Genomic DNA, 13,347 nt, shown 5'->3' on the forward strand with positions numbered 1-13,347 from the left:
AATGATGGGCGTCGTCTGGTCGCTTCTCGGCATCTTGTCCGGCGCCTTCATTGCCATTCAGGCGCCGATCAATTCGCAGTTGGCGCGCGGCCTGGGGCTCCCGGTCGCGGCTGCCGCGTTTTCGTTCCTGTCGGGCGCCATCGTGCTCGGCATCATTGCCGTCGCGATGGTGAGGCTGCAAGGCATCTCGCTCGACTGGAAGGCGCCCGCGCCGTGGCTGTTCATCGCCGGCGGCATGCTGGGCGGCTTCTACGTCACACTGTCCACCATCCTGACGCCACGCATCGGCGCCGCCGCGCTGATGGCGTTCCTGGTGGCGGGCCAGTTGCTGGCGGGCATGCTGATCGACCGCGTCGGATTCCTCGGCGTCGCGGTTCGCGAAATCTCGCTCGGCCGCGTGGCCGGCGCGGTGCTGCTTCTGGCCGGGGCGCTGCTTATCAGGCTCTTCTGATGCGTGTCGATCTGTTCGATTTCGACCTGCCGGAAGAGCGTATCGCGCTTCGCCCGGCAGAGCCGCGCGACAGCGCAAAGATGCTGGTGGTCAGGCCCGGCGAGGGGGTTTCGAACCGGGCGGTCAGCGACCTGCCTTCCCTGCTCCAGGCCGGCGACGTGCTGGTCTTCAACGACACCAAGGTTATCCCGGCGCAACTCAAAGGTATCAGGCGGCGCGGCGAGGCGGCGGCGCAGGTCGAAGCCACATTGCACATGCGGATGGCGCCGGACCGTTGGCTGGCCTTCATGCGGCCGGGCAAGCGCGTTGCCGTCGGCGACCGCATCCATTTCGGCCATGACGGCAACTCCTGCTTCCTCGGCCAGCTTGACGCCACGGTGATCGAAAAGGGCGAGGCGGGCGAGGCGCTGCTCGGCTTCGACCTGTCGGGCCCTTTCCTCGATGAGGCGCTGCATGCGGTCGGCCACATCCCACTGCCGCCCTACATCGCCTCGAAGCGGGATGACGACGAGCGCGATCGGGCCGATTATCAGACCATCTATGCCCGGGAGGAAGGTGCCGTAGCGGCGCCGACGGCCGGTCTGCATTTCACGCCGGAGCTGTTTGCCGCACTCGACGCAAAGGGGATCGAACGCCGCTTCGTCACGCTCCATGTCGGCGCCGGCACGTTCCTGCCAGTGAAGGTGGACGACACCGCCGACCACAAGATGCATGCGGAGATCGGCTCAGTCAGCGAGGCAACAGCCGACGCGTTGAATGCGGCAAAGGCGAGGGGCGGGCGCGTCATTGCCGTCGGTACGACCTCGCTGCGCCTGCTGGAAAGCGCCGCGCGAGAGGATGGCGTGCTGGCTGCATGGTCCGGCCCGACCGACATCTTTATCACGCCCGGCTACCGTTTTCGCACCGCCGACATGCTGACGACCAATTTCCATCTGCCGCGTTCGACGCTGTTCATGCTGGTTTCGGCTTTCAGCGGCCTCGATACGATGCGCGCCGCCTATGCGCATGCCATTGAGCACGATTACAGATTCTACTCCTACGGAGATGCAAGCCTGCTGTATCGAGCGGAGATGAGCGATGGACGATGACCTCGACAGGCTGGACCGCGACAGTTTGATCGCCGAAGTCAAAAAATTGCGCGCCGGCATTCGCCAGCATCGCGATGCATCGGGGCACGATCTTTGCTGGCATCATCCCGATTTGTGGGACCTGCTGCCCGAGAAGATCGATCCGGCAATCGCCGTGCCGCCCTGGCCAAAATTCATGCGCGGCTGCATCCACTATCGCCAGTCGCTGGACGAACAGGCTCCGGGCGCACCGGCACACGACAAGGAATTCAATGGCTGAGACGTTCACCTTCAAGGTGCTGGCGACCGAAGGCAGGGCGCGGCGCGGCTTGATCAGCATGCCGCGCGGCGAAATCCGCACGCCTGCCTTCATGCCGGTCGGCACCGGCGGCACGGTCAAGACGATGTACATGGATCAGGTGCGCGGCGTCGGCGCCGATATCATCCTGGGCAATACCTACCATCTGATGCTGCGGCCCGGCGCCGAACGCGTGGCGAAGCTTGGCGGCCTGCACGAATTCGCCCGCTGGCCGCATCCGATCCTGACCGACAGCGGTGGCTTCCAGGTCATGTCGCTGTCAAAGCTTCGGAAATTGACCGAGAAGGGCGTCACCTTCCGCTCCCATATCGATGGCGCATCCTATGAAATGTCGCCGGAGCGTTCGATCGAGATCCAGGGCCTGCTCGATTCAGACATCCAGATGCAACTCGACGAATGCACGGCGCTGCCGGCCGCGCTCAAGGAAATCGAGCGCGCCATGGAATTGTCGCTGCGCTGGGCCGAGCGCTGCAAGACGGCGTTCGGCGACCAGCCCGGGAAGGCGATGTTCGGCATCGTGCAAGGCGGCGACAATGCGGATTTGCGCGTGCGTTCTGCGCAAGCGCTGAGCGCGATGGATCTGAAAGGCTATGCGGTTGGCGGCCTTGCCGTCGGTGAACCGCAGGCGGTCATGCTCGACATGCTCGACATCACCTGCCCGGAACTGCCCGATGACAAACCACGCTATCTCATGGGCGTCGGAACGCCGGACGACATCTTGAAATCGGTGGCGCGCGGCATCGACATGTTCGACTGCGTGATGCCGACGCGGGCCGGCCGGCATGGGCTTGCCTATACAAGGCGCGGCAAGGTCAATCTGCGCAACGCCCGCCATGCCGACGATCCGCGCCCCCTCGATGAGGAAAGCGACTGCCCGGCGGCACGCGATTATTCCCGCGCCTATCTGCACCATCTCGTGCGCTCGCAAGAGGCACTCGGTGCGATGCTTCTGACCTGGAACAATCTGTCCTATTATCAGAAGCTGATGCAGGACATACGCGCCGCGATAGAGACCGGCACTTTCGAGGCACGCGCTGCCGAAATTACCGAGGGCTGGGCGAGGGGCGATATCCCGGCGCTGTGACGGTTCAGGTGCTCAGCGAATTCGACGCGCGCAGGCTGCAGCCGGTGATTTGGAACGTGCCGTCGGGCTGTCGCTCCAACGTGTAGACAGCTTCATAGTCCTTGCCGTCAGGGCCGACGATCAGCACCTGCTGGATGATCGAGGTCGGACCCGTCTCCTCGACCTTGCCGAACGAGTAGCTCCGTGGGTTGCGCACCGGCGCGTAGCCGTTGGTCACCATGTTCATGAAGGTGTCGACGGTCGGGAAGATCCGCTTCACGTTCGGTGCGGCGAAGCTGTAGGCCGTGACGCCGTCATCGGCCAGGAACGCTCTCAGCTGGCCGTCAATGGCCGCTTGCGCCGCCTTGATCTCGGCCTCGCCGGCAAACGCCGACAAGGGCAGGAGGAGAGGAAGGAATGCGAATGCGAAAAGCGTGCGGCGCATAGCCTGTTTCCCTTGTCTTTCGAGAACTTGCCTTTCGAAAAATCCTGCCCGTGCAGGCATCCTAACATACGTTTGGTGGCGCTTCAGGGTTTCACCGGCGGCGAATATTCAGTGTTGTCGCGCGACGAAGTCCAGGCAGCCTTGGCGGAATTGCGGGAGGCGTGGCCAACGCTCGAACCGGCTAAGTACCGTTCCAGCGCTTGAAAGCCCGCCTCCAGTCTGCCAGAAGGGCCGCTTGGATTGGACGTTTAGCAGGGCGGAGCCATGAAGGCGTTTTTCGTGCAGATCAAATGCGAACTGGGCAAGTCGTATGAGGTTGCCAGCGCGCTCGCCGACGCCGAGATCGCCTCGGAAATCTACTCCACTGCCGGCAATTACGATCTGCTCGCCAAGTTCTATGTCGACGACGAGGAGGATGTCGGCCACTTCGTCAACGAGAAGGTGCAGATTCTTCCCGGCATCAAGGACACGTTCACCGTCGTCACTTTTCGCGCCTTCTAGCGTCGGAACCCATTGCCCGGGCATGAGGCAAAGCCTGACCAAGCTCATATTTCAGCTGCCTCAATTTTAGGCAGGGGCGACATACTGATCGTCCGCATCCCTCAAATCACCGATTACGCTTGATTTTCTCCAGCGGCGCCAGTGAAATGGCGTCACAGGGGAGTATGCGATTGGCAGCGTTCGATGAAATGCTTCCGGAGGTCTCCGGACTTAGAAGACCGTATTCGGCTTACGATCGCTGGCTGAAAGAGCAGGACCCGGCCAGGCTTACCGAGAAAATGCAGGACGCCGAACGCGTCTTCCGCAAAACCGGCATCACCTTCGCCGTCTATGGCGAGCAGGAAGCCTCCGAGCGGCTTATCCCCTTCGACATCGTTCCGCGCATCATTTCTGGCAATGAGTGGCGCCGCCTCACGCAAGGCATCGAGCAGCGCGTGCAGGCACTGAACGCCTTTCTCGACGACATCTATCACCGCCAGGAAATCCTGCGGGCCGGACGCGTTCCCCGCGACCTGATCGCCAGGAACGAAGCCTTCCTGCCCGAGATGATCGGGGTCAGGCCACCAGCCGGCGTCTACACCCACATCATCGGCGTCGACATCGTGCGCATCAGCGAAAACGAGTTCTACGTGCTGGAGGACAATGCGCGCACCCCATCGGGCGTTTCCTACATGCTGGAAAACCGCGAGACGATGATGCAGCTCTTCCCCGAGTTGTTCCAACAAATCAAGGTGCGGCCGGTGGAGAACTATCCGCAGCTTTTGCGCCAGTCGCTGGCGGCGGTGCGGCCGCAGAACGCCAAGGGCACGCCGACCATCGCCGTGCTGACGCCCGGCAGCTACAACTCCGCCTATTTCGAACATGCCTTCCTGGCCGATCAGATGGGGGTGCAACTGGTCGAGGGGCAGGATTTGCGCGTGGTGGACGGTCATGTCGCGATGCGCACGACCGAAGGCTACAAGCAGATCGACGTGCTCTATCGCCGGGTGGACGATGCCTTCCTCGATCCGCTGACTTTCCGGCCGGACTCCGCGCTCGGCGTGCCTGGCATCATGGATGTCTACCGGGCCGGCAACATTACGATCGCCAATGCGCCGGGAACCGGTATCGCCGACGACAAGGCGATCTATTCCTACATGCCCGAGATCGTCGAATTCTACACCGGCCGCAAGGCGATCCTCGGCAATATTCCGACCTGGCGCTGTTCGGAGCCGGACAGCCTGAAATATGTACTCGAACACATCGATGAGCTGGTGATCAAGGAAGTGCACGGTTCAGGCGGCTATGGCATGCTGGTCGGACCGGCGGCGACCAAGAACGAATGCCAGGATTTCGCCAAGAAGCTGCAGGCCAAGCCGTCCAATTACATCGCCCAGCCGACGTTGGCGCTCTCGACCTGTCCGATCCTGACCGAAAAGGGCCTGTCGCCGCGCCATGTCGATCTGAGACCCTATGTGCTGGTCTCCGACCGCATCCAGATCGTGCCGGGCGGGCTCACGCGCGTCGCGCTCAAGGAGGGCTCTCTGGTGGTCAATTCCTCGCAAGGCGGCGGCACGAAGGATACCTGGGTGCTGGATGATTGAGATGAGTAGTCAGTAGGCAGTAGGCAGTAGTTGGTATCAGAGGGGACAGAACAATGCCGTATCCAATCGAAACTCGAACATTCCCTGCTCGCTACTCACTATTCCCTGCTCACTAGCCCGAAGGGCCACTCCATGCTTCTCGGCCGTACCGCCAACGGGCTCTACTGGATGAACCGCTATATCGAGCGTGCGGAAAACATGGCGCGCCTGGTCGATGCGGGCCTGCGCATGGCGCTGACGCGCACGCAGAGCGCGTCGGAAGAGTGGAATTCGGTGCTGCTCAGCGCCGGCTCCGACGTCGCCTACACGCAGAAGTATCAGGACTATACGGCGGCCGATGTAGCCGACTTCCTGTTGCGCGACACGTCGAACCCGTCGAGCACGATGTCGTCGATCGAGACGGCACGCCACAATGCCCGCATGGTGCGCACCGCGCTGACGCGGGAGACCTGGGAAAGCATTAACGAGGCCTGGATGGCGCTGAAGCGCATGCTGGCAAGGCCGATCGACGAGCGTGACCTGCCAAACGTGCTCGATGCGATTAAGCGCGAAACGGCGCTGATCCGCGGCTCGTTCTACGGCACCATGCTGCGCAATGAGATCTTCGATTTCTCGCAGCTCGGCACCTATGTCGAGCGCGCCGACAATACGGCGCGCATCCTCGACGTGAAGTACTACGTGCTCTTGCCGTCGATCTCCTGGGTCGGCTCGACGCTCGACAATTACCAGTGGGAATCGATCCTGCGCTCGGTATCGGCGCACCGCTCCTACCGCTGGGTCTACGACGCCGACTACAAGCCGACCAACATCGCCGACTATCTGATCCTCAATGTGCGCATGCCGCGATCGCTGACCTTCTGCTATCGCTTCCTGGCCGAGCACCTGAAGTTCCTCGGCGACGACTATGGCGGGCGCCATCCCTGCCATGCGACGGCGGAAAAGACCCAGGCCATGCTGCAGGCAGGCTCGATCAAGGATATTTTCGACGCCGGCCTGCATGAATTCCTTGCCGGCTTCATTCGCGACAACACCAGGCTCGGCGACGAGATCGCGCAGGATTACAGGTTCTATTGAGGAGGCCATGCGGCTCAAGATCACCCATCGGACCGAATACCGTTACGACGCACCGGTGCAGTACCTGCTGCAGCGGCTGCGGCTGCTTCCGGTGAGCGGGCGCACGCAGACCGTGCTGTCCTGGGCCCTGAAGGTAGAAGGCGCGCGCGAGGAAGTGCGATTTGCCGACCACTACGGCAATGACACCCGATTGTTGAGCGTCGAGGGTGACCATGATTTCATTACGGTCGAGGCGTCAGGCGAGGTGGTGACGCGCGATACATCGGGGGTTTGTGGGCCGCATCAGGGATTCGCGCCGCTCTGGCTGTTCGCACAGGAGACGCCTTTGACCATGATCGGCGATGGCATTCGCGCACTCGCCGAGACAGCCGGCAAGGGCACCGATATCGAAAGACTGCACCGTCTGATGACTATCATCTCCGAGCGGGTCGCCTATGCGCCGGGCACCACCAATGCGACGACCCCGGCTGAAGAGGCTCTCGCGCTGAAAACCGGGGTCTGCCAGGATCATAGCCATATCTTTGCCGCCACCGCCCGCGCCATGGGTTTCCCGGCACGCTATGTCAGCGGCTATCTGATGATGGACGCGGCCATCGAGCAGGCGGCAAGCCATGCTTGGGCCGAAGCACATGTTCAGGGCCTCGGCTGGGTTGCCTTCGACCCCTCCAACGGTATCTCTCCTGATGAGCGCTATGTGAGAGTGGCGACGGGGCGCGACTATCGCGATGCGTCGCCGGTTTCGGGGATTTTGCTGGGACAGGCGCAAGAGCGGCTTGCCGTCACCGTCACGGTGGAGCAGTAATCACCCGATGCATGTCGTCCAAAACGCCACCTTGGTTTGGGGTGACGATATGCATGAAAACAAAGACTAAGCGCGTCAAATGGATCCGTTCCGACGCGACGCGGTTTTTACGGTTCGCTGCCGGAAGAGTAAACCATGACCTATTGCGTCGGCCTCAAGATCGATCGCGGGCTCGTGTTCATGTCGGACACGCGCACCAATGCCGGCATGGACTCGATCTCCATCTTCAAGAAGATGCATGTCTGGGAAGACCCCGGTGAGCGCGTCATCGTGCTGATGTCGGCCGGCAATCTGGCGACGACGCAAGCCGTGATCAGCGTGCTTGACGAGCGCACCAAGGCGGTTGGCGACCGGCACGCGGCAGTGCTCGAAACGCCGTCGATGTACCAGACGGTGCGGCTGGTCGGCGAAACCGTCAAGGACGTCATCGCCCATTCCTCGCCCGCCGGCGACAAGGCCGATTCCTACTTCAACGCCTCCTTCATCCTGGGCGGCCAGATAAAGGGCAGCGCCCCGCGCCTGTTCATGATCTATCCCGAGGGCAATTTCATCGAATCGACGGATGACACGCCCTTTTTCCAGATCGGCGAGACCAAATACGGCAAGCCGATCATCATCCGCGCCTATGAGCGGGCTATGAGTCTCGCGGAGACCGTGAAGCTGCTTCTGGTGTCGTTCGATTCCACGCTGAAGTCGAACCTGTCGGTCGGGCTGCCGCTGGATCTGCTTTTCCTGGAAAAGGATGCCTTCCAGGTCGGGTTGGAGAAACGGATCGGTCATGACGACCCGTACTACCGCACGATCTCCGAGGGATGGTCGAGCGCCTTGAAGACGGCGTTTGCCAGTCTGCCGGATTTTCCGGGATAAGGACGCGCCGGATTTCTCCGCTGGTTGCAAATGTTTAACAGTCGTTTTTGAAAACCGGGCGAAGGGCGCCGGTGAAGCGATCATGTCGGGAGGACAGGATGAACAGTGACGATTTCCGGCAATGGTCGCGGCGGGCCGCCGACTGGGGCGCCGACTACCGTGAAACGCTGCGCCAGCGCCCGGTGCGGCCGCTGGTCGAGCCCGGCGACATATTCAGGAGCATAGAAGCGTCGCCGCCCGAAGACGCGGAGCCGATGGACAGGATCTTCGCCGATTTCGAGGAGAAGATCGTGCCGGGCATGACGCATTGGCAGCATCCCCGCTTCTTCGCCTATTTTCCGGCCAACGCGGCACCAGTTTCTGTGGTGGCTGAGTATCTGGTCTCTGCGATGGCCGCGCAGTGCATGCTGTGGCAGACGTCGCCGGCGGCGACGGAGCTCGAAACGAGGACTGTCGATTGGATGCGCCAGGCACTCGGCCTGCCGGAAGGTTTTTCTGGCGTCATCCAGGATTCTGCCTCCTCGGCGACGCTGGCGGCGGTGCTGACGATGCGCGAACGCGCGCTCGACTGGCAAGGCAACAAAAGGGGCCTGACGGGGCAGGCGCGGTTGCGCATCTATTCGTCGGATCAGGTGCATACTTCGATCGACCGGGCGATCTGGGTGGCCGGCATCGGTGAGGACAATCTCGTGCGCATTCCGGTCGCCGGCCGCTTTCGCGCCATGGACATAGCGGCCCTCGAGGCGGCGATCGTCGCCGACAAGAAGGCAGGCTTGCTGCCCGCGGGTATCATCGCCTGCGTCGGTGGCACCAGCACCGGTGGCACCGACGACATCGCCGGCGTCGCCGCGATCGCCAAACGCCACGGAGTCTATCTTCACGTGGATGCCGCCTGGGCGGGATCGGCGATGATCTGCCCGGAATACCGGCATTTCTGGGCCGGTGTGGAGCAGGCGGATTCTATCGTCTTCAACCCGCATAAATGGCTGGGCGCACAGTTCGACTGCTCGATCCAGTTCCTGCGCGACCCCGAAAGCCATGTCAGGACGCTTGCCATCAAGCCGGATTATCTGAAGACGCACGGCCATGATGGCATCATCAACTATTCCGAATGGTCGGTGCCGCTCGGCCGCCGCTTCCGCGCGCTGAAACTGTGGTTCCTGCTGCGTGCCTATGGACTGGAAGGCCTGCGCACGATGATCCGCAACCACGTCGCCTGGAGCGAAGGCCTGGCAGCGCGCCTGGCCGACGAGCCGGACTTCGAGATCGTCACCGAGCCGATGCTGTCGCTGTTTTCGTTCCGGCACAAGGCGGAGGGAGCCGATGCCGACGAGCACAATCTCCGGCTTGTCAATGCGATCAATGATGACGGACGCATCTACCTGACACAGACCAGGGTGAACGGGCGCGTCGCCATCCGCTTCCAGGTCGGCCAGTTCGAGGCGACCGCGGCGGATGTCGATTCGTCTTTTGCCGCCATCACCGAAATCGCGCGCGGACTAACCTGAACCGGCTGAGTCGGAACTGCGACCAAGTTTGCCTTTGCTATCATGCGGTTTCCATTAGCCGGCTTACGCCTTTTCATTGCTTTCGTTTTCGTCTATGGTCAAGAAAAACGAAAGCAGAAGGTCTTCAGATGTATCTGTCGCCGCGCCATGCCGAAATCGTCCAAATGGCCAAGGATCATGGCCGCGTTCTGGTCGACGATCTGGCCACCCACTTCAACGTCACGCCGCAGACCATCCGCAAGGACCTCAACGATCTTTGCGACCAGCGGTTGCTGTCGCGCATCCATGGCGGCGCCTTGTTTCCTTCCGGCATCGAGAACATGGAATACGAAGCCAGGCGCAAGATCGCCGCCGAGGAGAAGGAGGCGATCGGCAGCGCGGCCGCCAGGCTGATCCCGGACAACGCCTCGTTGTTCATTAATATCGGCACCACGACGGAGTCGGTCAGCAAGGCGCTGCTGGATCACAGCGGCCTCATGGTCATCACCAATAACATCAATGTTGCCAACAGGATGCGCATCTATCCTTCGATCGAGGTGGTGATCGCGGGCGGGGTGGTTCGCGGCTCGGACGGCGGCGTCGTCGGCGAGGCGGCGGTGGATTTCATCAGGCAGTTCAAAGTCGACTACGCCGTCATCGGCGCCTCGGCAATCGACCATGACGGCGCCTTGCTCGATTTCGATTTCCGCGAGGTCAAGGTCGCGCAAGCCATTATCGCCAATGCCAGGCACGTCATCCTGGTGTCCGACCGGACCAAATTCGAGCGCACGGCACCGGTTCGCATCGGCCATCTGTCGCAGGTCAACACCTTCATCACCGACCGCTGCGATATCCCCTCGGTGCGCAATATCTGCCAGGAGGCCGAGGTTCAACTGATCGAAACCTCGCTCGATTGAGGACGTTGCAGCGCTTTCACGAGCTTGTGATATTTCGTTTGACATTCGTTATGAGTTCGAAATAATTCCGCCACGGTTTCGCAAAAGAGCCAAATGGTGCAATGCGAAATCGCTGGAGGAATTGGTGGACGCATCTTCGATCCGTGACATTTTCGTCATAGGCGGTGGCATCAATGGCTGCGGCATTGCCCGTGATGCCGCCGGCCGCGGGTTTTCGGTATTTCTGGCCGAGATGGACGATCTCGCCAGCGGAACCTCCTCAGGCTCGACCAAGCTGATCCATGGCGGCCTGCGTTATCTCGAATTCTACGAATTCCGCCTGGTGCGCGAAGCGCTGATGGAACGCGAAGTGCTGTGGAAGAACGCGCCGCACATCATCTGGCCGATGCGCTTCGTGCTGCCCTATGCCAAGGGCCTGCGTCCGGCCTGGCTGATCAGGCTCGGCCTTTTCCTTTACGATCATATTGGCGGGCGCAAATTGCTGCCGGCGACCAGAACCCTGGACATGGCCACCGACCCTGCCGGCAAGCCATTGAAACCATTGTTCAAGAAGGCCTTCGAATATTCCGACGGCTGGGTCAACGATGCGCGGCTGGTGACGCTGAACGCGCGTGACGCCGCCGACCGGGGCGCGACCATCCGCACCCGCACCAAGGTGGTCGGGGCGCGCCGCGAAGGCGGGCTGTGGACGATCAGGATCGAAAATCTGCGGACCGGCGAGACCGAAGAGGTCAAGGCGCGGCTGCTGGTCAATGCCGCCGGCCCCTGGGTCGATCATGTGCTTTCCGGCGTCGTCGGCCTCAACGATGTGCACAATGTCCGCCTCGTGCAGGGCAGTCACATCGTCATCGCGAAGAAATTCGACGATCCACGCGCCTATTTCTTCCAGAACAAGGATGGCCGCATCATCTTCGCCATTCCTTACGAGGACGAGTTCACGCTGATCGGCACCACCGACCAGGACTATCCCGGCGATCCGCACGACGTGAAGATCAGCGACACCGAGATCGACTATCTCTGCGCGGCGGCAAGCGAGTACTTCGCCCAACCCGTCAGGCGCTCGGATATCGTCTGGACCTATTCGGCCGTGCGTCCGCTTTATGATGATGGCGCTTCGAAGGCGCAGGAGGCGACACGCGACTATGTGCTGAAGGCCGATGGCGGCGAGGGCACAGCCCCGATCGTCAACACGTTCGGCGGCAAGATCACCACCTATCGCCGGCTGTCGGAATCGATGCTGGAGAAGATCGAAGGCTTTCTCGGCAGGCGCGGCAAGCCGTGGACGGCAAATGCGCCGCTGCCGGGCGGCGATTTCGCGGCGACCGGTTTTGATGCGCAAGTGGCGAGGCTGAAGAGCGCCTATCCCTTTCTCGACCAGCGTTTGGCGCGCCGGCTCACGCGGCTCTACGGCACGCGCGCGCAGATGTTGCTTGGCCTTGCCAAATCGAATGCCGACCTCGGCCGCAATTTCGGCGCCGACCTTTACGAGGCCGAGGTGCGCTACCTCGTCGAGAACGAATGGGCCGTCACATCGCAAGATGTGCTGTGGCGTCGGACCAAGCGCGGCCTGCATTTCAGCCGCGAGCAGACGGCGGCGTTGGATGAATTCATGCGCGGCATAAGCCGCCGCCACGTCGCGGCCGCGGAATGAAGGGCTGCTGATGCACACGGCCTGGGAGGAGGCATCATGCTGGAACTGAGGAACGTCACCAAGACGGTCGGCGCGGTGGAGCATATCCGCGACGTGTCGCTGACGCTCCAGCATGGCTCGCTGAACGTGCTGCTCGGGCCGACGCTGTCCGGCAAGACCAGCCTGATGCGGCTGATGGCCGGCCTCGACGCGCCGACTTCCGGCTCGGTCTGGTTCGACGGCAAGGACGTCACCGGCCAGCCTGTTCAAAAGCGCAAGATCGCCATGGTCTACCAGCAGTTCATCAACTACCCCGCGATGAGCGTCTACGAAAACATCGCTTCGCCACTGCGGGTAGCGGGCGTCGAGAAGGCCAGGATCGACAGTCAGGTGCGGGAAGCCGCTGCCCTGCTCAAGCTGACGCCCTATTTGGACCGCACGCCGCTCAGCCTGTCCGGTGGCCAGCAACAGCGCACCGCACTGGCGCGCGCCATCGTCAAGAATGCAAGCCTGGTGCTGCTCGACGAGCCGCTCGCTAATCTCGACTACAAGCTGCGCGAGGAATTGCGCGCAGAACTGCCGAGGATTTTCGCCGCCGCCGGCACCATCTTCGTCTATGCCACGACCGAACCACACGAGGCGCTGCTGCTCGGCGGCAATACGGCGACGCTGTCGCAAGGCCGCATCACCCAGTTCGGCCCGACCATCGAGGTGTTCCGCAAACCGGTCGACCTGGTGACGGCCAGGACCTTCGCCGATCCGCCGCTCAACACGATCGTGCTGGCCAAGAACGGGCCCGATTTCCTCCTGGAGGGCGGCGTCAAGCTGCCGGTGCCGCCGGAACTTGTCGGCATTGCCGACGGCAATTACACGATCGGCTTCCAGCCGCACCATCTGTCGCTCGAGCGGCCGGATGCGTGTGCCGTGCCGGTGCGGGCAAAGGTCACCATCACCGAGATCACCGGCTCGGAAAGCTTCATCCATCTTGATTTCGCCGACGCGCGCTGGGTGATGCTGACCCATGGCATCCGCGATTTCGAGACCGACGAAGCGGTCGAAGTGTTCATCGACCCGCGCCACATCATGGTTTTCGACCAACACGGCGTCGCCGTGGCCGCGGCAAAGCTGGCGGCCTGAGGAG

General features: G+C 62.1%; 14 protein-coding genes. 13 read left to right on the top strand and 1 reads right to left on the bottom strand.

Annotation, left to right across the window (positions count from 1 at the left end):
* Window position 1: 1 nt before the first annotated feature.
* Genes LB547_RS03495 through tgt form a run of 4 tightly spaced genes read left to right on the top strand, consistent with a single transcriptional unit; the run spans window position 2 to window position 2,921 of the window.
* A complete protein-coding gene (locus LB547_RS03495; protein ID WP_140761790.1) occupies window positions 2-451 on the top strand; it encodes a DMT family transporter in 450 nt (149 codons plus the stop codon).
* Window positions 451-1,539 carry a tRNA preQ1(34) S-adenosylmethionine ribosyltransferase-isomerase QueA gene (queA, locus tag LB547_RS03500; protein WP_140557756.1) on the top strand — a complete coding sequence of 363 codons (1,089 nt, stop codon included), beginning with the start codon at window positions 451-453 and terminating at the stop codon, window positions 1,537-1,539. Before LB547_RS03495 ends, queA begins: the two co-directional genes overlap by 1 nt.
* Window positions 1,529-1,798 (top strand): hypothetical protein, encoded by a 270-nt coding sequence (locus LB547_RS03505; RefSeq protein WP_140525349.1) that lies wholly within the window; start codon window positions 1,529-1,531, stop codon window positions 1,796-1,798. The genes queA and LB547_RS03505 overlap by 11 nt, the downstream gene beginning before the upstream one ends.
* The gene (gene tgt / locus LB547_RS03510) at window positions 1,791-2,921 is read left to right on the top strand and encodes a tRNA guanosine(34) transglycosylase Tgt (RefSeq protein WP_140525348.1); all 1,131 of its coding nucleotides are present in this window, start codon (window positions 1,791-1,793) and stop codon (window positions 2,919-2,921) included. Before LB547_RS03505 ends, tgt begins: the two co-directional genes overlap by 8 nt.
* 4 nt (window positions 2,922-2,925) lie before the next feature.
* Here tgt and LB547_RS03515 read toward each other — a convergent pair whose 3' ends face one another.
* Window positions 2,926-3,345 carry a DUF4864 domain-containing protein gene (locus LB547_RS03515; RefSeq protein ID WP_140498811.1) on the bottom strand — a complete coding sequence of 140 codons (420 nt, stop codon included), beginning with the start codon at window positions 3,343-3,345 and terminating at the stop codon, window positions 2,926-2,928.
* Window positions 3,346-3,609: 264 nt separating this feature from the next.
* Here LB547_RS03515 and LB547_RS03520 point away from each other — a divergent pair, with 264 nt between their 5' ends.
* From LB547_RS03520 to LB547_RS03560, 9 genes are all read left to right on the top strand, one after another.
* Window positions 3,610-3,846 (top strand): Lrp/AsnC family transcriptional regulator, encoded by a 237-nt coding sequence (locus LB547_RS03520; protein WP_010909609.1) that lies wholly within the window; start codon window positions 3,610-3,612, stop codon window positions 3,844-3,846.
* A gap of 170 nt (window positions 3,847-4,016) precedes the next feature.
* A complete protein-coding gene (locus tag LB547_RS03525) occupies window positions 4,017-5,429 on the top strand; it encodes a circularly permuted type 2 ATP-grasp protein (RefSeq protein ID WP_181165357.1) in 1,413 nt (470 codons plus the stop codon).
* Between the two features lie 132 nt (window positions 5,430-5,561).
* Window positions 5,562-6,503: an alpha-E domain-containing protein gene (locus LB547_RS03530; protein ID WP_140525347.1), complete on the top strand. Its 942-nt coding sequence runs from the start codon at window positions 5,562-5,564 to the stop codon at window positions 6,501-6,503.
* Between the two features lie 7 nt (window positions 6,504-6,510).
* Window positions 6,511-7,305, top strand: a complete 795-nt coding sequence (locus tag LB547_RS03535) for a transglutaminase family protein (protein WP_140560927.1) — start codon at window positions 6,511-6,513, stop codon at window positions 7,303-7,305.
* 135 nt (window positions 7,306-7,440) lie between these two features.
* Window positions 7,441-8,172, top strand: a complete 732-nt coding sequence (locus LB547_RS03540) for a peptidase (RefSeq protein ID WP_140761787.1) — start codon at window positions 7,441-7,443, stop codon at window positions 8,170-8,172.
* A gap of 98 nt (window positions 8,173-8,270) precedes the next feature.
* Window positions 8,271-9,680, top strand: coding sequence for a pyridoxal phosphate-dependent decarboxylase family protein (locus LB547_RS03545; RefSeq protein WP_140761784.1), 1,410 nt, complete (start codon window positions 8,271-8,273; stop codon window positions 9,678-9,680).
* 128 nt (window positions 9,681-9,808) lie between these two features.
* The gene (locus LB547_RS03550) at window positions 9,809-10,576 is read left to right on the top strand and encodes a DeoR/GlpR family DNA-binding transcription regulator (protein ID WP_140498800.1); all 768 of its coding nucleotides are present in this window, start codon (window positions 9,809-9,811) and stop codon (window positions 10,574-10,576) included.
* Between the two features lie 124 nt (window positions 10,577-10,700).
* Window positions 10,701-12,227: a glycerol-3-phosphate dehydrogenase gene (gene glpD / locus LB547_RS03555; protein ID WP_140557749.1), complete on the top strand. Its 1,527-nt coding sequence runs from the start codon at window positions 10,701-10,703 to the stop codon at window positions 12,225-12,227.
* Window positions 12,228-12,263: 36 nt separating this feature from the next.
* Window positions 12,264-13,343, top strand: coding sequence for an ABC transporter ATP-binding protein (locus tag LB547_RS03560; RefSeq protein ID WP_140761781.1), 1,080 nt, complete (start codon window positions 12,264-12,266; stop codon window positions 13,341-13,343).
* Window positions 13,344-13,347: the final 4 nt, after the last annotated feature.

This window comes from Mesorhizobium sp. B264B1B (assembly GCF_020165765.1).
Taxonomy (GTDB): Bacteria; Pseudomonadota; Alphaproteobacteria; order Rhizobiales; family Rhizobiaceae; genus Mesorhizobium.